At 35.5% G+C, this 19,131-nt stretch carries 17 protein-coding genes and 1 tRNA gene; 2 read left to right on the top strand and 16 right to left on the bottom strand.

The genetic code is table 11. The annotated features are described in order from the left end of the window. The first annotated feature begins 211 nt into the window (after window positions 1-211). Complete coding sequence (locus L2586_RS16725; protein WP_235294079.1) at window positions 212-784, top strand: PRC-barrel domain-containing protein; 573 nt, start codon at window positions 212-214, stop codon at window positions 782-784. A 313-nt stretch (window positions 785-1,097) separates the two neighbouring features. Here L2586_RS16725 and L2586_RS16730 read toward each other — a convergent pair whose 3' ends face one another. Both L2586_RS16730 and L2586_RS16735 read right to left on the bottom strand, forming a co-directional pair. Further along, a complete protein-coding gene (locus tag L2586_RS16730; RefSeq protein ID WP_235294080.1) occupies window positions 1,098-2,498 on the bottom strand; it encodes an L-serine ammonia-lyase in 1,401 nt (466 codons plus the stop codon). Window positions 2,499-2,500: 2 nt separating this feature from the next. Continuing rightward, on the bottom strand, window positions 2,501-3,643 hold the full coding sequence (locus L2586_RS16735) for a lactonase family protein (protein ID WP_235294081.1): 1,143 nt from the start codon (window positions 3,641-3,643) through the stop codon (window positions 2,501-2,503). Between the two features lie 91 nt (window positions 3,644-3,734). Here L2586_RS16735 and L2586_RS16740 point away from each other — a divergent pair, with 91 nt between their 5' ends. Beyond that, window positions 3,735-6,230: a DUF5686 and carboxypeptidase regulatory-like domain-containing protein gene (locus L2586_RS16740; RefSeq protein WP_235294082.1), complete on the top strand. Its 2,496-nt coding sequence runs from the start codon at window positions 3,735-3,737 to the stop codon at window positions 6,228-6,230. Window positions 6,231-6,330: 100 nt separating this feature from the next. Here L2586_RS16740 and L2586_RS16745 read toward each other — a convergent pair whose 3' ends face one another. The 14 genes from L2586_RS16745 to L2586_RS16810 form a co-directional block, all read right to left on the bottom strand. After that, on the bottom strand, window positions 6,331-6,702 hold the full coding sequence (locus tag L2586_RS16745) for a 2TM domain-containing protein (protein WP_235294083.1): 372 nt from the start codon (window positions 6,700-6,702) through the stop codon (window positions 6,331-6,333). 198 nt (window positions 6,703-6,900) lie between these two features. Next, a complete protein-coding gene (gene ftsY / locus L2586_RS16750) occupies window positions 6,901-7,869 on the bottom strand; it encodes a signal recognition particle-docking protein FtsY (protein WP_235294084.1) in 969 nt (322 codons plus the stop codon). A gap of 93 nt (window positions 7,870-7,962) precedes the next feature. Then, window positions 7,963-8,136: a DUF4295 family protein gene (locus L2586_RS16755; protein WP_235294085.1), complete on the bottom strand. Its 174-nt coding sequence runs from the start codon at window positions 8,134-8,136 to the stop codon at window positions 7,963-7,965. A gap of 2 nt (window positions 8,137-8,138) precedes the next feature. Beyond that, a complete protein-coding gene (gene rpmG, locus L2586_RS16760; protein ID WP_235294086.1) occupies window positions 8,139-8,327 on the bottom strand; it encodes a 50S ribosomal protein L33 in 189 nt (62 codons plus the stop codon). 20 nt (window positions 8,328-8,347) lie between these two features. Then, entirely contained in the window at window positions 8,348-8,596 is a 249-nt protein-coding gene (rpmB, locus tag L2586_RS16765) for a 50S ribosomal protein L28 (RefSeq protein ID WP_235294087.1), read from the bottom strand. Between the two features lie 74 nt (window positions 8,597-8,670). Continuing rightward, window positions 8,671-8,744, bottom strand: a tRNA-Arg gene (locus L2586_RS16770). A gap of 87 nt (window positions 8,745-8,831) precedes the next feature. Next, a complete protein-coding gene (locus tag L2586_RS16775; RefSeq protein WP_235294088.1) occupies window positions 8,832-10,565 on the bottom strand; it encodes a S8 family serine peptidase in 1,734 nt (577 codons plus the stop codon). A 3-nt stretch (window positions 10,566-10,568) separates the two neighbouring features. Then, complete coding sequence (locus L2586_RS16780) at window positions 10,569-11,198, bottom strand: DUF1684 domain-containing protein (protein WP_235294089.1); 630 nt, start codon at window positions 11,196-11,198, stop codon at window positions 10,569-10,571. An 8-nt stretch (window positions 11,199-11,206) separates the two neighbouring features. Next, a complete protein-coding gene (locus L2586_RS16785) occupies window positions 11,207-12,085 on the bottom strand; it encodes a hypothetical protein (protein WP_235294090.1) in 879 nt (292 codons plus the stop codon). 64 nt (window positions 12,086-12,149) lie between these two features. Then, the gene (locus L2586_RS16790) at window positions 12,150-13,922 is read right to left on the bottom strand and encodes a S26 family signal peptidase (protein ID WP_235294091.1); all 1,773 of its coding nucleotides are present in this window, start codon (window positions 13,920-13,922) and stop codon (window positions 12,150-12,152) included. 164 nt (window positions 13,923-14,086) lie between these two features. Then, window positions 14,087-15,562, bottom strand: coding sequence for a magnesium chelatase (locus L2586_RS16795; protein WP_235294092.1), 1,476 nt, complete (start codon window positions 15,560-15,562; stop codon window positions 14,087-14,089). Further along, complete coding sequence (locus tag L2586_RS16800; protein WP_235294093.1) at window positions 15,559-16,662, bottom strand: vWA domain-containing protein; 1,104 nt, start codon at window positions 16,660-16,662, stop codon at window positions 15,559-15,561. The genes L2586_RS16795 and L2586_RS16800 overlap by 4 nt, the downstream gene beginning before the upstream one ends. Window positions 16,663-16,768: 106 nt before the next feature. Next, complete coding sequence (locus L2586_RS16805; protein ID WP_235294094.1) at window positions 16,769-17,191, bottom strand: DUF2452 domain-containing protein; 423 nt, start codon at window positions 17,189-17,191, stop codon at window positions 16,769-16,771. A gap of 1,170 nt (window positions 17,192-18,361) precedes the next feature. Next, entirely contained in the window at window positions 18,362-19,117 is a 756-nt protein-coding gene (locus L2586_RS16810) for a LytR/AlgR family response regulator transcription factor (protein WP_235294095.1), read from the bottom strand. Window positions 19,118-19,131: the final 14 nt, after the last annotated feature.

Consider the following 19,131-nt stretch of genomic DNA (forward strand, 5'->3'; position numbering starts at 1 on the left):
TTCTAGAAGTTCATAGTAATATTGGACTTTCTTCTTGTGAGGGGCAGCTCTAAAAGTATGTTATTGATGGTATTTACACTATTCTATTGATATTTATCCTCCTCTTTAAAATCAATAAAATCGAACAACACTGGACGTTTCAGAGTATTATTGTTAAAGCTATTTACGGTTTCAGAAAATCCATTCTGGAATTAAAATTAAAATAACAATCATGCAAAGTATCAAAAATAAGTTTCGAAAATTGGAAAATTACTCAAATGTTCAGGAACATGATCAAGCAATAGATATCAGAGGTTTCAAGGTGCAAGCTGGTCCTAATCTTATTATAGGAAAAGTGGAATCTTTAATTGTGGATGATAGAACAGATCTGGTTAGATATATCGAAGTAAACACTAAAGATTTCTTGGATAGTCCTTTAAATGATGATAACAAGTATCGTAAAGACGAGAAATACACAGATAGATTTGAGGGCGGTGCACACTACCTTCTTATTCCAATCGGGCTTGCGACGATTGATTCAGATAACTTCCTTGTCAATGTTGTTGGATTACATGTTGAAAATATCTACACAGGGCCTAGGCATAGACAGGATTTTGAGGTTAATGAAGATTATGAATATAAGGTCGTTAGCAAATTTGTTCAAAACAAAGATTCTGAGTTTTTATCAAAGTATAATACTTTTCAAAATGAACAAGCTGTGGGATTAGATAATCATTTCTACCAAAGAGATTACTTTAAGACCCGCCGAAGTGAAAAAGGAAAACCGAATTCACCGATGTTATAAAATATATGCGATCTCGTTTAGAGATGGCTTTTTTATGTGAAGAATTTGTCCGTGGTAAAAGAACTATACCTAGATCCTGAAGCCGAGCTGCGGCATAGCGTGCAAGTAAGGATTCGGGAGCTGTGATGTCATGAAGATGATCATAGAAATATAGGACTTTTTTCTTGTGAATTGCAGCATTTACCACCCGGGGAGTATACTATCACAAGAGATGATGGAGGCGAATCCATTAAGCTTACCATAAAAAAGTAATAATCTAGATAGGAAATAAGTGGGTAGATAGCAATTAAGTTATCTGCCCATTTTCAATTTTCTAACACTCCACAATCATTTCATTAACCACTTTCGCAAGTCCGCCATCTGAGGTTTCCTTATACTTGGTATTCATATCAAGTGAAGTTTCCCACATGGTTTTTATAACCTTGTCCAGACTAACTTTCGCCTTCTTCGGATCTGAGCTTAACGCAATCTGACATGCAGTTATCGCTTTGATGGCGCCCATCGTATTTCTTTCAATACACGGAATTTGCACCAATCCATTAACTGGATCGCAAGTCATTCCTAGGTGGTGTTCCATTGCAATTTCTGCTGCCATCAAAATCTGATTCGTATTCCCACCATTCACAGCAGTAAGACCTGCAGCTGCCATAGAGCTCGATACGCCTATTTCTGCTTGACAGCCTCCCATAGCCGCTGAGATGGTCGCTCCTTTTTTAAATAACGAGCCTATCTCGCCACTTACCAAAAGAAACTTAAGGATATCTTCCTTGGATGCACTGTTAAAACAATGATGATACATGAGCACGGCTGGTATCACGCCTGCAGCTCCATTAGTCGGCGCGGTAACCACTCTGCCAAAAGCTGCATTCTCCTCATTGACCGCGAGTGCAAAGCAAGAAACCCATTTTAAAGTATCTGAGAAATTATAACGTTCATTCATTATGGAATCTTTCCATTCTTGAAGATTTTTGTAATTCTCTCTCTTGATTAATTTTCGGTTAAGTTTGGGGGCTCTTCGATCTACATTCAAGCCTCCAGGTAGTATCCCAAATCGGTGACTTCCTCGATAAATGGAATCTTGCATGCAGTCCCAGATTTCGAATAAGTCTTTTTCGAATTCAGCCTTATTTCTTAAACTCAATTCATTCTTGAGAACGATTTTAGAAAAAGATGTCTTTTTCTTCAGTACCCACTTTTTTAAATCTTCACTCGAATTAATAGGGCAGGGGAGTATTAAGTTACTTTCTTCAAGATCTTCATTTTCTTGGCAAATGAAACCACCACCGATAGAATAATAAGTTTCCTTGAAAATAGTCTCATCTGCATAAATAGCGGTAAAACTTATTCCATTAGGGTGAAAAGGAAGCATTTGGTTATTAAAAATGATATGATCTTCCGGATTAAAATCTACCAGTTTTTCGTTTCTAAATTTTATAGCACCGCCTTGCTTTATATTGGTAATGTACTTATCGATCTTATTCGTATCTATAGTCTTAACATGAAAATCAGAAAGTCCCAACATGACTGCAAGATCAGTTCCATGACCCACACCAGTTTTAGATAAGGAGCCATATAAGTCCACAACCACAGATTTCAATCTGTCGATATCCACTTTTTTGGAAAAGGCTTGGGCTGCTTTCCATGGACCCATTGTATGACTACTAGAAGGACCGACGCCAATTTTAAAAATTTCGAAAATGCTAATTCCACTCATGATTATTCAAACTTAAGACATACTGGAGTCGGAACAGAAATTGTATTTTCAGTAATCATTAATTTTCCTGTTTCCTCGTCAATTTTAAAAACTACTATATTATCGGAATTTTGGTGACCAACTAGTAAGAATTTACCACTTGGAGCGATTGCAAAGTCTCTAGGTCCATTTCCTGTGGTTGAAACTTCTTCTATCATTTCTAATGCTCCATTGTTGTCAATTTGAAACACCGAAATACTGTTGATATCGCCTCTATTGCTTACATATAAATATTTTCCGTTTGGATGAATATGTATGGCGGCACAACCTGCAGAACTTGGATTTTCATCCTTGGTACTTGAGATCTTCTGCTTACTTATATACGCATCATCCTCTTTATAAAGCACGTCAATGGATCCGTCTAACTCATTTAATGCATATACAATATCTTTACTAGAATGGAAGTCCACGTGACGAGGTCCAGAACCTGGAGCAAGTTTAGTTTCAGAAACTTTAGTTAGCATGCCATCAGACTCATTAAATTCGAAGAAGGTGATGATGTCTGTTCCTAGATCTGTTCCGAGTAATTGTCCAGTATGAGGATTACTTGTGATCATATGCGCATGAGGTGCCTCTTGTCTAGGAGTTAATCCCTTCCCTTTGTATTGATAGCTTTGAGTATTCTTCTTAAGTGAGCCATCAGAATTCAAACTATATACTGCATGGTTACCACCTACATAGTTCGCTGTTAGTATATGGTTTTTGTGGCGGATCAAATGGCATGGAGCTCCACCTATTGCTGGAAGTTGATTAATGAAAGTAGTAGAATCTTGATTATATGAAAAGGATGACACACCTTCACCTTGACCTACTTTTTCATTGACCGCATAAATCATTTTATGTTCTTTATCTACATGTATATATGATGGATTTGTTGTAGAAACGCTTAGGTTATTTTTTCTAAGAACACCATTAATAGGGTTGAAATTTAAGGTGTAAATTCCATCAGCTTGTCCATCTACATGGCCCTCTTTATCCGTGTAACTACCTACAAATAAAATCATGTTCTCTGTTTTTGGCGTATTCTTGTCTTGAGATTTGGTCTCTGTTGCCGTTTCACAAGAAATAATAGCGCTCAATGTAAAAATGTATATTATATATTTCATACATCCAAAGTAAATCAATAATCAAGATAAAAACTAATTCTGTCTAAATTTCGTTTATGTTCAAATATTTAAATGCAACTTTGCAATTGAAATGAGGCAACTTTTATTTTTTCTTTTATTTCTAATATCTGTAAGTACGAATGCTCAAAAATTGACAGGCGTAGTAAGAGATGCTTCTACTGGTATAGGTATTCCTTTCGTAAATGTATTTATTCCGAATTCATCTTTTGGGACGAACACGGATGAGGAAGGCGAATTTGATTTCGCTCCACCGCGCGGAAAGAATGAAATTCATTTTTCAACATTGACCTACGAAAAATATGTTCTTCAGCTTAACTTAACGCAAGATACCTTCGTCGAAATTTTCCTAATCCCAACTGACATAGAGATTGGAGAAGTAACGGTCGAAGCTAAGAAAACGAGGATAGGTAATCGAATTATCAGAAATTTGATTGCGAATAAAGATCAAATTCTTACAGAAAAAAGCACATTTAGCAATGATAATTATATCAAGACGGAAATAGAGCGGTATAGGCCAGCTTCTAAGCCGGAAGATACTATTGTGGTAGAGGAGGGCTATGATCTTGTATACTTAAGTGAAATCGCAACGCGGCAGCATCTATCGAATGGAAAGTATAAGGCGGAAGTCAAGGCAGAATTAGTGAATTCTAGTGATGATAAATTACAGCGAAGAGCGAGAATGGATATCGATAGGTCTTTTAGGGGGAGTGGTCAAGGTATAGAATATAATCCGATTGAGTTTTTTCGAAATCCACAGGAAGCAAATATTGAGCTTTATGATAACCAAATCAATAACCCTACGTTATCCGATCGGCCGATATCATCTCCTTTGGGCAATGGAGCTTTCTTAAATTACCGTTTTAGATTAAAAGAAATAAGCATCGTAGATGGTGATAGTATCTTTCGTGTATCCGTGGAACCGATTTTCAAAAAAGCGCCTTTGTTCACTGGAGAAATTACTGTGAATGGAAGCAATTGGGTACTAGAATCTGCTTCATTAAGCATTGATGATAATGTGATCACTGCATTTTCAGATTTTACTTTTGATGTTAAGTATGAAGCAGTGGGAGATGGCAAGTACAAAGCGACTAATAAGTCTTTCTTCTATGTATCTAAGATCAATAAGGCTGAATATAGGGTGAACACACAGATTGTAGATTCTGAATTTGATCTTAAACCAGCGTTTAGCAAAAATTTCTTTTCGAATGAAATCATTAAGTATAGTGAAAAATCGCTGGAAAGAGATGTGGCCATCTGGGAAGAATTACGACCTAAGAATATTCATGTGAAGCAAGAGGAGCGCGCATTCATCATGGAACGAGATTCTATATGGGATTATGAGCATAGTGAAGAGTATTACAATGCTCAAGACTCTGACTATAACAAAATCACGATATTGAATGTGTTGTGGTCAGGAGTGAATTACCGTAAGAAGAGTAGAGGGCTAACCTTGTATTTTGCTTCGATAGCTGAGTCTGTGCGTCCATTAGGTGTAGGAGGTTATCGGCAAAGCTTAACGGGTAGTGTGGAAAAGGAGTTTTCAACTAATAATTCACTTGGGTTTGCTTATGATATCAACTACGGATTTACCAATAATGATTTAAAGGGAAGTTTGAGAGTAGGCTACACTTATTTGCCTCAGAAATTTGCAAGAGTATTCGCAAGTGTGGGAGATACCTATGACCTAATCACAATTTATGAGTCATTGCAGAATATAATCAGTCGTGGAAATTATATTAGGAATCAGCGGTTTAGTGTTGGTCATGTTTTCGAAGTGGTCAATGGATTATATTTTACAGGAGAAGTGAAGTATGCAGATAAACGTTCTATAGAAGATATCACGTTGTCTGGATGGACAGATTTCATATTTGGTGAAGCCAATCAGCCTAGGCCATTTGAAAGGTATAGGTCATTTATATTCGAAGCGGATATATTGTATAAGTTCGGACAGAAGTACATTACCCGTGGGCGGAAGAAAATAGTGTTGGGGAATAATTATCCAACATTGAACCTGAAGTATAAAAAAGGGATCCCATCGATAGGTAATTCCGAAGTTAATTTTGACCATATAGAAGTCAGGTTGTCTCAAGAAATGCCACTGACCAAGTTTGGAAATACGAACTGGCTGATCTTAGGCGGAAAGTATCTCAATAAGAGAAACTTAAGATTTATAGAATACAAGTATTTCAGAGGAAGTACGCCGTACTTATTTGCTGATCCACTGAGAGATTATCAACTACTAGGCCCCACGCTCTCTACGAACAACGCTTATTTCCAAGCCATGGGGATTCATCACTTTAATGGATTCGTGATGGATAAAATACCCTTAGTTAACTACTTACAGCTGGAATTAATTGCTGGAGCTGCTGCATTAGCGATTCCAGATCAGAATTTTCTTCATGCTGAATTCTATGCAGGCTTAGGTAGAAAGTTTAAGTTATTCGGGGAACAATTTCAGATTGCTGCATATGCAACGACAAGGGACAACTCATTAGAGAAGTTTCAGGTGTCATATAAATTTGGAGTTAATTTCTACAATGCATTTTCTGGTAAATGGGCATATTAGATGGTCGATAATTTGGATTATCTAATTGGGGAATTAACCTTACTATTATAGAAGTAGTTTAGGCATACTAAATGAGCAAAAAGATCAATACTAGAAACTGCTAAACGAGCTCGTTATCTTGACGTCCGAGGGGTTGCAATTCTAAGTGAGTCAACTGAAGTTTCTCTGCTTCTAATTCATCCATATCATCTTCAAACTCTATCATTCGAAGTTCTTTTTCTGTCTGATACTGGAGATAATCCTTAGCAAAAACTGTTTTCGTTGGTTTTTTGTACAATAGAATTTTCTGGACGACTAAAATTGCACTCATAATCCCGATAGGAAAGAGACTCCACGGAATATTGGTTTCTATTAATCCTACATTAACAATGAAAAGCATAATCCCAATAGGTACAAATGCAAAGATGCTTGTATAATAAGTCTTTTTCGCTTTTGCCCGTCTTAATGCCTTTATGTAATTCTTGTCTGCCATCGTTTAAAATTAACAAAAAAGAAAGCACTTTTATTATCTAAAAGCAAAATTTTTAGGTGAATAAAGAGATTTAATAGACAAACCTTGAAATGCATCAGTATTCACATAGCATACTAAAGTTGTACAGCAATAGATATCTTGATTATCAATATGATTTTCCCCTAATGACCGTAGTCATGGGGATGGATATATATAGTGCTAAAGGTCTTCGCTACCTTTGAATAAGGAATCCACAAATGCTCTTTTATTAAACACTTGCAATTGTTCTATTCCTTCACCGACGCCGATATACTTTATAGGAATTTTGAATTGGTCAGAAATTCCAATTGCAACACCACCTTTTGCAGTACCATCTAATTTCGTAAGCGCAAGAGACTTAACATCCGTTGCTTCTGTGAATTTAGTTGCTTGCTCTATGGCATTTTGTCCAGTAGTTGCATCGAGTACTAACATGACATCATGCGGTGCTTCGGGTAGCTTCTTATCAATAGAGTTTTTGATTTTTGTTAGCTCTTTCATCAGATTAAGCTTTGTATGTAATCTTCCTGCTGTATCTATAATGGCAACATCACAATCGTTATTCATTGCATACTGAACGGTTTCGTAAGCAACTGCTGCTGGATCCGTGTTCATTCCTTTACTGTAGAAGTCACAACCCACGCGTTCTGCCCAGATACCTAGCTGATCTACTGCGGCGGCTCTAAAAGTATCACCTGCACCCAATACAACCTTTTTACCAGCCTTTTTAAACTGGTAAGCAAGTTTTCCAATGGTAGTGGTTTTTCCTACACCATTCACACCGACAACTAAAATGATATATGGTTTTTTGTCAGTAGGTGGAAAAAAATCTTCTAAATCTTGGGTATTATTTTCAGCAAGTAACTGTACAATTTCATCTCTAAGGATGCTATTGAGTTCCTTCGTATTAATATACTTGTCACGAGCGATTCTCGCTTCTATTCGCTCTATAATTTTTATGGTTGTTTCTAGACCGACATCAGAAGAGATGAGAATTTGTTCTAGTTCATCAAGAACTTCTACATCAACGGTAGACTTACCAGCAACAGCTCTAGATAATTTCCCAAAAATATTAGTCTTTGTTTTCTCAAGACCTTTATCAAGATCTTTTTCTTTATCCTTAGTAAAAAATTTATCGAAAAACCCCATTTAATTTATTTTAGAAGCGGAAAATAATAAAAAAGGCCTTTCTTATGGTAAGAAAAGCCCTTAAATATCTATACTATCTTTCTGTAAATAATATTATTTCTGTGCAAAGTATTCTTTTACTTTGTCTTTGTGGATCATCATTTCTTTATAAGTGTATTTTCCAGTTGCTGGATCTTTTAAAGATTTAACAACCTTGACAAAATCTCTACCAGAACCTGCGTTCTGCGCTCTTTGTCCTACTCTGGAGTTTTTAGATACTTTAGCCATGTTTATTTAATTTCTTTGTGAACAGTCATTTTCTTCAAGATAGGGTTGTATTTCTTTAATTCCAATCTATCAGGAGTATTTTTTCTATTTTTTTGAGTTACATATCTAGATGTGCCTGGCAATCCTGTTGTCTTATGCTCAGTACATTCTAATATAACTTGTATTCTATTTCCTTTTGACTTCTTTGCCATGATATTCCTTCTTTAAAAAATTATAATTTGATACCCGTTTTTTCACCTTTTGGATCTACATCTTTTATGTAAGCGTAAATTCCAAGTTTATTTATCGTTCTTAAAGCTTTAGATGAAACCTTAAGGGTCACCCATTGCTTTGTTTCCGGAATATAAAACTTTTTTGTGTGAAGATTAGGTAAAAATCTTCTCTTTGTTTTCGCGTTAGAGTGCGATACATTATTACCTGAAATAGGTCTTTTTCCTGTTAATTGACAAACTCTAGACATCTTATCTTTCTTTTTATATCAGTCTCCTGTTAAATGATCGTTATAGGTTTTTACACTCTTCGCAAAAGCCCTTGTGACTCCGGAAGGGTTCGAACCTTCAACCTCCTGATCCGTAGTCAGGTACTCTATCCAGTTGAGCTACGGAGCCAAAATTTCAAAATAGGCTGCAAAGATAACTATAATTATCAAATTACCAAGAACCAGATTGCTTTATTTGTTATATATTAAAAAAATCTTAATATGGAAGTATCACTTGCTTGTGACTTGCTACTTCTTTTTCGCTTCTTATTACAAAGTAATATACTCCACTTGCTAGGGTAGGAGGGGTGATATTTAAAACCCTCTCTCCATATACTGGAGGATCGAAATTTTTACTGTATATAAGTTTTCCCGTAATATCAAAGATAAGGAAGTCATAGTCAGTTTCCCCATCTTGACTGATATATTCAATATTTATTTCTTCGTTATAACTAAAACTCGGATTCGGAAATACCTTTTTAATTGCTAAGTCGCCTCCTTCATTTCCAGGACATATATCTTTGAATGCAATCATTGTTTCATAGATGTTTAATCGTCCTTCTGAAAGTGTTTTTCCAACAAGATCTGGCAACGGATCAGTACTTTTTAATAAGAAATCCTTGATTTCTAAAACAAGCGACGGATTATCTTTATACCGTTGTGCAAAAGCTTCACAAGGAATACTATGGAAAAGTGCTAATGCACCTGCTACATGCGGAGCTGAAGCGCTTGTCCCTGAGAAGCCATCTACATTATCCGTACCAGTGATCGATGTAGATAATGTTCCTTGTCCAGGGGCTCCTAAGTCTATATTAATAGGGCCGAAACCTCCCCTATATAATTCATCATCTAGCGTTGTATTTGTAACCGAGATAAGATATGGACTAGAGCAAGTCGTCGGTAAGTCACCTTCTTCATCTACATTGGTCTCAGAATTAGAGGTGGAACCCACGGATAAAATTCCTACTGACCCTAATTTATCATATAAGTTACACCACATAGGGAACTCAGATCCAAACCTATTGTCTATTCCAGATGAAATATTGGTCACCATAACATTTGCTCCCAATGCTCCATTAGTTTCATTATACAGCCTTCTTTGATTATAAACATAAGTGTAAGCCTCAACAATCTGGCCTACGCTTTGTGTATTGCTTAACAACATCATATCGACATCCCAGTTTATTCCTGAAACACCTATGCCATTGTGTCCTTTTGCACCGATAATGCCAGCAACCGCTGTTCCATGCTCTTGTTTTGGATGTACATCCGTTTTGTTTTCGAAATTTACTCCACGTCGATCATCTATGTAGCCATTTTCATCATCATCTCCTGCCGCATTAGGATTGTATAATGGATGAGAAGGAATTCTACCAAATAAATCTTCATCTATTTTGCCGTCATTATCATCATCAACGCCGCATACACCTGGACAGCCATCTTGATTTGCATCACCTGGCTGTTCTATTTCATTTATGTATAAGTTTTCTTCTATATCTAACAAGTAATCATCGAAACCAGAATCTAAAATAGCTACGACAATTCTTTCACCTAGTGCAGTCGTCCCACCCGTCGTTATATCCCATGCTTTCTCAGCCTGAATTCTCTCGAAAGTAAGTTGTTTTGAAAAATGCTTATCATTCGGAGCTCTCCGAGGCACAACAGTCATGTTAGGCATAATATGCAAAACTGCATCGTTGGCTTTCAAAGTAGAAGCTAAGTCTTCGTATGCGCTTATTTCTTCATTGAAATGGATTAGATAAATATTGAATGGATCACTTATTTTTTCAATATCTTTTATATTAATAAAGCTTCGTGAATTGAAAACTTGAGCAATGTCCATGTTTTCTTGAAGCTGAACAATACATTGTCCTTTAATCACTTCTGATTCTTGAGCGAATGTGAAATTTGCCCAAAAAATAAAAGAAAAAATCAGTAAAAACTTATGCATAGTTTATATCTCTTCGTCATCGAAAGACAGCTCTCCTGCTTCGATGGCAATATTTAAAGTATTTTCTTCTGGTGGTATAGGGCAACTAAATCCATCACTATAAGCACACCAAGGGTTGTATGCTTTATTGAAATCTAAATAGACGATTCCTTTTTCTATGTCAGACAATCTGATGTCAATATATCTTCCACCGCCGTAGGTCGTATCTCCCGTAGTCAGGTCTTTGAATGGAACAAAAAGGTGGTCTTTATATTGAGGTATTTTTAATGCTTTTAAACTTTGGTACACACTAATTCTATGAGTACCTTTTCCTGGAACTTCGAATAACAATTCACCGTATTTAATGTAAGGTTTTGTAACTCCAGAGAATGTTGCCATTTCGAATGGCCTAGCTTCAGAAGCACCTATGAATAAACATTTAACAATAAATGCTTCATTAGGCTCATAGAAGCTAATTTTCTTGATGTCTTTTTTATCAGCAAGAGGTGCTCGCTCATCAGATAAAAGAGCTTTTTTATAATCCTTTCTATACTTCTTAAGGTCCTTACTATAGTCAGCAGCTAATTCTCCTTGTCCTTGTAATGCACCGAAACATAATATTAATCCAACTAGGATTGCGGATATTTCTTTCATAAAATCATTTACTTTTTACTTACTACAACCAATTTCTCGCCAAAAATGGATAATCGAGTAATATTTTCAATTCCCCATTCGCTTAGAGACCCAATTTTAACCCATTCTTTGGAAAAATCGGGATTAAAAGCATAAAGATCCGAACCACTACCCATAATTATCGTCTCATCCTTCATTAATTCGAAGTCTTCTGTCTTCCCAGGTGTTTGAACGATGGTAGATATTTTATTATTACTTGGATCGTATCTTTTTATTATCCAGTTCTCATCATTTACCTTGTGCACAAAATAGATTAGACCTCTTTTATTGGCCTTTAATCCTCTGCCGATCTCTTCTACGATTGTTTTTTGTTCTTGCGTATTTCTGTTGGCAAGAATTAATTTATTCGGCTCACCTACAATGAACATGGCGACACGCTCACGATCCACCCACGTGTGATAACCCACTCCTGTGATCCCAGGAAAGAGATCGCTTCCTAGTCCAGACTGATCAATTGGGAATTGCCAGAGACGTTGTATGTTAGTATTTTCTTCTTGGACAATTACAGAGAAATGTCGCTTAGTTGGCATAAGGGTAGGAGAGTATTCTCCATCAGGAGTATCTGTTACTTGCCAGTATTTTTTTCTGAGTAAATCTATTGCGAAGATGTCTGTTTGTTCCTTTCCAGGAGCAACTGCAGTAAAATATATATTTAGTGCATTAAAGAAGCTTGGCTGATTATTATAACTGTCTAGGTTGAATTTGTTAATCAAAGTACCTTTCGTTATAAAATATTCAGAGTTGACTTTCTTAAAATCAAATAAGATCAGGTCACTCTTAGGAAGTTGTCCACTTGCTACGTGAATAGATAGCATGAACAGAAAGAGCATTAAGAAGTGCTTTAGCATTAGGTAAGTTTTATATCACAAAGATATGAAAAAGGTCTAATGCTAAGCTAAGAAAACTAAGGTTTTACCTTTCGTCTGCACTTTTAAAGATTCTATTAAATCTAATACCATCGAAAAGTCTACCGTTTCTTAAAGAGAACCAAATAAAGAGTGGCTTTCCTACTATGTGATCTTCTGGTACAAAACCCCATACTCTAGAATCCTCAGAATTATGTCTGTTGTCTCCCATTGCCCAGAAGTAATCTTGCTTAAAGGTATACTTCGTAGTTTGTTCACCATTCACGAAAATTTTACCATTCTCTATTTTTAAATCATTGTTTTCATAAACTCCGATGATTCTTTTATAAATCCCAATATTTTGCGGTGTGATGATGACTTCATCACCTTCTTTCGGAACGTAAATTGGCCCAAAATTATCAACGGTCCACTCTTCTGACATTTTATTGTTTGGGAATAAATCTCTGAATGGATTGCCAATGTTAAAGTTCTTGTAGCTAGGTAATTTTTGAATAGCTTCGAATTGCTCTGGACTCAACTTTAAGTGTGTTATCGCTTGCGTACCTGTAGGGAATACTTGATCCGCAAGTCCAAGCTTCTCGGTTAATCCAGTAGCCTCAAATGCAGGTTTGTTAAAATAAACATTTAAGTATGGAAAGATCTTCGCATCTGGATATTTAGCCTTTAGTTGTTCTCTTTCATTTTCTGTGAGGAATGCTACGATTTCTTTGCCATCACTTCCTCCTATTTTATTCTCTCGATCGAAAAAAGGCATCTTTTCTATATCAGATCTTAACACACCCTTAGGAGGTAGGATAAAGGTCTGCAACTGCATTTGAGATGGATTATGTTGCTTTTCACCATTAATATAAACTTGGCTATTAATAATCTGAAGACTATCTCCTCCTATCGCTACACATCGTTTAATGTAATGATCCTTTTTATCAATTGGTCTTACTCTATAATCTTGTTTTTGCCACATTGATGCTAATTCTGGAATATTTCTAATTCTACCTGATTCGGCTAGTTGTTTAACTTGATCATAAGAAAAAGATCTACTGCTGGTAAGAAAAATAGAATCACCTACAGGCCAGTTGAAAACAATCGGCTCTAATCGGTCGATTGATTCAATTGCTGGTAATCTATAATAAGGCAGTTGTGGTTTTTTTAAGTAAGATTCACTTCCAGTTCCTGGGATAACATTATGAAGTAATGGAATCATTGCAATCGTCATCGGCGTTCTGATTCCGTAATGTGCTTTTGAAACAAATAGAAAATCACCTACGAGTTGTGATCCTTCCATAGATGGAGTAGGAATAACATAGGCTTCTATTAGAAACATTCTAATAAATGCTGCCGCGAATACAGCAAAGAATATGGATTCTACCCATTCTCTTGGTGCAGATTTTTTATACGGATTATCTTTCATTAACCTATTATAGGCCAGATTATCGTTGTTCTTTTTAGCTTCTTCTAATTGCGCAGCGTATGCTTTTTCTTTAGGAAGAGTAGGAGCGTCATACTGATCTGTTTCTGAAAGACCTATCGAAGCAAAAATCGCTGGTGCATATAAAACAGCAATTGCAGTATGGATAAATTTGTATTTTCTAAATGACCTAACCAGATCAACTGCCATTCCACAGAAAATGAAAATATTGACAATAGGGAATAATAGCCAAAGCGCATAAATAGGTTTTCTACCTATCAGTTTACACCATTCTATAAAGTTAACACCTGGGATAAGCCCCTTGATAGGATCAACTTCTGTTTTCTTAAATAATAAGAACAAACTAATGCTCAACAAAACATAGGAAACAATCAAAAATATTAATACACTCACAACTTCTTTTTTTAAATCGCAGCAAAGATAAATTAAAATCTAATAGCGGTGCATGCAACAATTATTTTCTATACTAAGTATAAATAAAAAGAGACCAATCTGGTGGATCGGTCTCCTTAAAATTCTATTTTGTTTAGTCGATAGGAACTTGATTTCTATCGATTTTAGAAGCTGTCATCATCAAAGTCGTCGAACATTTCTGACAGTGGGTCAGAGAATTCTGTACTTTTGTCTAAGAAATCCTTAGAGATAATATCCAACTCAGAAAGTCCATGAATGGCTAATTCTTTATAGAACGTTTCTTTTTCTTTATCTAGATTTAAACTCTGAATCATCTTTTTTAAACCAGCAACTCCATCTAGGCTTGACTCAAATTCAGCATTAGAGGCATCATTTAATAATTCTAAGTGGTTACCTGCTCCGAACCATTCCTTGATCACGCCATAAGGATCTTTTTCTTCTCGCTTACTTCGTTTATCAGGATTCGGGAATATGGATAGAAACATTTCTTTGATGGCTTGACCGATTAACTTGATCGCTACATTGTAAGGACCTTCTTGTTCACCTTCATAGACTAATTCTACCTTACCTGTAATTGCAGGAATAATTCCCCATAAATCAGTTACTCGAACTTGGGTTTCATCATCACCACTAATTAACATCCTTCTTTCTGCTGTACTAACTAGATTTTCATAAGCACTGATAGAAAGTCTTGCAGAGACACCAGATTTTTCATCTATTAATTCTGATTCCCTAGCATTAAATGATACCATTTCAAGTAGGCGCTTGAGCTCGTCTGGGAAAGATATCTTCTGAGCTTGAATTTCTGTTATACCAGCTTCTTGTGCCGTTATTTCCATGGCCGTTTCGATCTCTCTAGGATAATGGGTTAGGATCTGTGATTCTATTCTATCTTTCAGTGGCGTAATAATGCTACCTCTATTCGTATAATCCTCCGGATTTGCAGTAAAGACAAATTGAATATCTAAAGGTAGTCTTAGTTTAAAACCTCTAATTTGTAAATCGCCTTCTTGAAGAATATTAAATAAGGAAACTTGGATTCTTGGTTGTAGATCTGGCAATTCATTGATCACGAAAATACAACGGTGAGATCTTGGTACCAATCCAAAGTGAATGACCCTTTCATCCGAATATGGAAGCTTCAATGTGGCCGCTTTGATTGGATCCACATCACCGATAAGATCAGATATACTTACATCTGGTGTAGCTAATTTTTCCACATAGCGATCATCTCGGTGCATCCATTCCACTTCGGTCTTATCTCCATGCTCTTGGATTGTTAATTTCCCTTGCTTAGTAATCGGATTCAAAGGATCATCATTCAGCTCATTACCTTTGATTACCGGAATGTATTCATCCATCAATCTTACTAATAACCGAGCAATTTTTGTTTTTGCTTGGCCTCTTAATCCGAGAAGTAATACATTGTGCTTAGATAATATTGCTCGTTCTAGATCTGGTATTACCGTATCTTCGAAACCTTTGATTCCTGTAAAAATTTCTTGCTTGTTCTGTAGTGCCGTAATTAGATTATCTCTTAATTCTTCCTTTAAAGACTTAGAAACGTATCCACTCTTTTTTAAGGCGCCTAGTGTTTTTATCTTTATCAATTCTGTCATTTCTTTCTTCGTCTTTTATTTTGTTTGTAATCCATGAAAATAAATTCACCTAAGCCTTGCAATGAACTATAGAATGCTTTCCCATCATTCGCTTTCGTAAATTGATCTACAAAATTGACTAGGTAAGGATCTCTAGCGATCATAAAGGTGGTGATCGGTATTTGTAATTTTCGGCATTTTACAGCAAGACCTAATGTTCTGTTTAAGATTGTTTTGTCCAGCCCCATGCTGTTTTTGTAATATTTTTTTCCTCTCTTGATGCAGGTAGGCTTCCCATCTGTAATCATCATAATTTGTTTGTTAGGATTTTTGCGCTTTCGCAACAAATCCATGGCTAACTCGAGACCAGCGACTGTATTGGTATGATAAGGTCCTACTTGGAGGTAAGGCAAATCTTTTATTTGGATCTGCCATGCATCATTTCCAAATACAATAATATCAAGTGTGTCTTTCGGGTATCTAGTGGTAATCAGTTCCGATAAGGCCATTGCCACTCTCTTTGCTGGAGTGATACGGTCTTCTCCATACAAGATCATAGAGTGAGAGATGTCTATCATTAGAACCGTACTCGTCTGGCTTTTGTAATAACTCTCCTGAACTTGTAGGTCTTGTTCGGTCAATTTGAAATCGTCTATACCGTGATTGATTTGAGAATTCTTAATGGATTCTGAAATGGCAATATTATCTAGATTATCTCCAAAATTATAGGGTCTAACTTCAGATGTAGTCTCGTCCCCTTGACCAGTGAAATTTGTATTATGATTACCTCTTTTAGACTTTTTTAATTGATCGAAAACATCATCCAGCGCTTTTTTTCTGAGTTCGCCTTCCATTTTCTTTGTTGGAACACTGCCGCCTCCTGTTCGGCTCTTTTCCGGATCGGAAATAAATCCTTTATCTACAAGATCTTGCACAAAATCCGCAATTCCATAATCAGGAGTTGTCAGATTGTATTGTTTATCAAGTTCAGTTAACCATGAAATAGCTTCGGCTACATCACCTGAGGTGTGCAATAAGAGATCTTTGAAAATTTTCAGAAGACGTTCGAAAGGATCTTGCGGTCCCCTTTCCTCTGCCTTTGAAAAAACATATCCTATCATCTATTTATTTGCTTTTTAGCGAAGTAAGGTTAACAATAAGTTTAGGTATTTTGTTTTAGAGAATATCTGCTAAAGAAAAATGGACTGTGGAATTTTTGCGGATTATTTAAGATTCAATGATTTCCCACGTGTGATCTGCAAGCAGTTTTGCAGTGCTTACAAAGTGGTAAGGACAGTTATCTCCCCATTCTTCAGGTGCAATCATGCTCAAGATCCAATTTTTATCACTTTTCTCGTACAGGTGATATATTTTTCCGATTAGAGGCTTGAACCCGCAATCAGCTAGATAAATTTTTTCTGAAATTTCAACTCTATCTTGAATGGTTTTCGCTTGTTGTGCGAGCAAGTCTACTTGTTCTTTAATCTGTTGCAATTGTAGATCTGTCTGTTCATACATTGCGGAAACCGCTAATCCTTTAATTCTGCCTTTGTCTAGTGGTTTCACAACAGCACTTCCAACACTATGGCCATATTCTAGTGAATGCGGATTCAGTGCAATCTTATCCTTGTCTATCGGATTTTTCTTCATATTTACCTTAACACAAAATACCAAATATTGTTTGTAAACAAATTAATTTGGAAGATCGGAAATTCGAGAAATAAATTGTGAAAAGTGGTAGAATAATTTAAATTTTTCTCTTTAAGAAAACTTAAATTAATTAAAGTATAACATGGCAATGAAAATGGATAGGAAAAAAAGAGGAGAAGCAAGCTGCTTTGTACACCCTAAAACAAAACATCTGCTTCTCTCACTTTAAATAGAAATTTAGTTTAAACCCTCATAGGTACTTCTACCTTATTAAACAACTAACTTTAAATTTTCAATTTATTAAAAATCTTATGTGAAATTTCTGCCTAAGAAAATCATACAATCTTTTAATAAATGTTTAAGTTTTTCTTTAACCTGATTCAAACATACGGACTAATTACTGATAAATACAAGTGATTTAAGTAAACGCTATTTGAAAATTGTAAATGATACCTACTATTTAGTAATCGATATGTGAAACATTGAAGATTTTGCTTGAAAGTCAGTTTTTTTCTAAATAGTGGAGGTCAATATATAGTAACTTATATAGTAACTTTTTTATGATTGCTAACTAGTTTCTGCGATTGTCAGTTACACAAAGCCATGCAATTGCGTATAAGTTGCAGACCTCACATAATAGGTTTCAAGTGATTGTATTTTTCTTCACAATCGGAATTGCAAAATGATTTAAAAATAAGAATGGGAAATCAATGTTAAAGAATGGAAATCCAAGATGGTAAATTGGAAGTGGAGTATAGAAGAATTCAGGTGTTTCTAATGAAAGGTTGCTTGACCCTTTAAAATATTTGATGGTAATGATAATGGGTAAGTTAAAAGAAAGAAGAGAAGCAAGCTGCTTTGTACACCCTAAAACAAAACATCCGCTTCTCTTACTTAATTCAAATAGAAATTTAGTTAAAAATCCTCTTAGGTAATTAAACCTATATTCAACTAATTTTAAAGTATCTTTTTTATATAGATTTCAGTATTCAATTTCTGCCTATAAAAACTAAATAAAATCTATAAATGACTACAGCTAATCTGTAATCTAAAACAAACATAAAGACATTTTTTGGGAAATTTATAATGATTGCGCTAAATGATACGTGATAACTGTAAACGATACGTATATTTTTATGTTTGATATGTGAATGGCAGATTATAGCTAAGTTATTCAAGTAAATTCCTTAAAGTTTCCTTTAAAGAAATTGCATATGATCTCCCTACAGGAATAAATTCTTCTCCTAGACCAGCTATATAAAGGCGATAAGCTCCTCCTGCGTGGTATTTCATGCTAGTAACATTGTGGATGTTCACAATAAAAGACCTGTGAACTCTGTAGAATTGAGGTTGAGGTAATTCTTCTAATATACTCTTGAGCGATTTCTTGCAGGTATATTCTGAGTCTTTCGTAAAAATTGTAATTTGATTGTCTAAGGAGGAGATATAAAGAATGTCTTTTATGATCACACTTATGTCTTCCCCTAATTTGTTAGGTACTTTTAAGAATATATTAGTGAAATTAATTTCTGTAATACCAGTAAGCCAATTGAAAGCTTCTTGATATTCGTCAAAAGCCTGCCCTTCATACTCTGTGTTAACTTCTAGTAGGCGATTTATGGAATATTTTGCAGCATCATCTCGTGAATAGATAAAAGCAATTCTAGTCGTTCCTGCCCTAACAAGGTTAGACATGTATTCATTTTTGAGCCAGTTTATTGCTTGAGTAAATGAACCAAGTAAAAGTCTATTGTCATTTAATATTAAATGCAGTTTATATTTAACGACAGCATCTAACATAGCTTGACACCCCTCTTTTACCTGATCCACATTTAGATAACCGCACCAATTAGCGTACAATATAGAATCATTGATAATAAAGATTTCTATAAATGATTTACCACTAATTTTTACAATTTTTTGCATTAGCGATTTACTTA

The organism is Portibacter lacus, assembly GCF_021533215.1.
Taxonomy (GTDB): Bacteria; Bacteroidota; Bacteroidia; order Chitinophagales; family Saprospiraceae; genus Portibacter; species Portibacter lacus.

Coding starts and splice junctions, on each gene's coding strand:
- L2586_RS16725 (WP_235294079.1), top strand. CDS start 212: ATGCAAAGTATCAAAAATAAGTTTCGAAAATTGGAAAATTACTCAAAT.
- L2586_RS16735 (WP_235294081.1), bottom strand. CDS start 3,643: ATGAAATATATAATATACATTTTTACATTGAGCGCTATTATTTCTTGT.
- L2586_RS16745 (WP_235294083.1), bottom strand. CDS start 6,702: ATGGCAGACAAGAATTACATAAAGGCATTAAGACGGGCAAAAGCGAAA.
- L2586_RS16780 (WP_235294089.1), bottom strand. CDS start 11,198: ATGAAAGAAATATCCGCAATCCTAGTTGGATTAATATTATGTTTCGGT.
- L2586_RS16810 (WP_235294095.1), bottom strand. CDS start 19,117: ATGCAAAAAATTGTAAAAATTAGTGGTAAATCATTTATAGAAATCTTT.
- rpmB (WP_235294087.1), bottom strand. CDS start 8,596: ATGTCTAGAGTTTGTCAATTAACAGGAAAAAGACCTATTTCAGGTAAT.
- ftsY (WP_235294084.1), bottom strand. CDS start 7,869: ATGGGGTTTTTCGATAAATTTTTTACTAAGGATAAAGAAAAAGATCTT.
- L2586_RS16805 (WP_235294094.1), bottom strand. CDS start 17,191: ATGAAGAAAAATCCGATAGACAAGGATAAGATTGCACTGAATCCGCAT.
- L2586_RS16795 (WP_235294092.1), bottom strand. CDS start 15,562: ATGACAGAATTGATAAAGATAAAAACACTAGGCGCCTTAAAAAAGAGT.
- L2586_RS16730 (WP_235294080.1), bottom strand. CDS start 2,498: ATGAGTGGAATTAGCATTTTCGAAATTTTTAAAATTGGCGTCGGTCCT.
- L2586_RS16740 (WP_235294082.1), top strand. CDS start 3,735: ATGAGGCAACTTTTATTTTTTCTTTTATTTCTAATATCTGTAAGTACG.
- L2586_RS16775 (WP_235294088.1), bottom strand. CDS start 10,565: ATGCATAAGTTTTTACTGATTTTTTCTTTTATTTTTTGGGCAAATTTC.
- L2586_RS16785 (WP_235294090.1), bottom strand. CDS start 12,085: ATGCTAAAGCACTTCTTAATGCTCTTTCTGTTCATGCTATCTATTCAC.
- L2586_RS16800 (WP_235294093.1), bottom strand. CDS start 16,662: ATGATAGGATATGTTTTTTCAAAGGCAGAGGAAAGGGGACCGCAAGAT.
- L2586_RS16755 (WP_235294085.1), bottom strand. CDS start 8,136: ATGGCTAAAGTATCTAAAAACTCCAGAGTAGGACAAAGAGCGCAGAAC.
- rpmG (WP_235294086.1), bottom strand. CDS start 8,327: ATGGCAAAGAAGTCAAAAGGAAATAGAATACAAGTTATATTAGAATGT.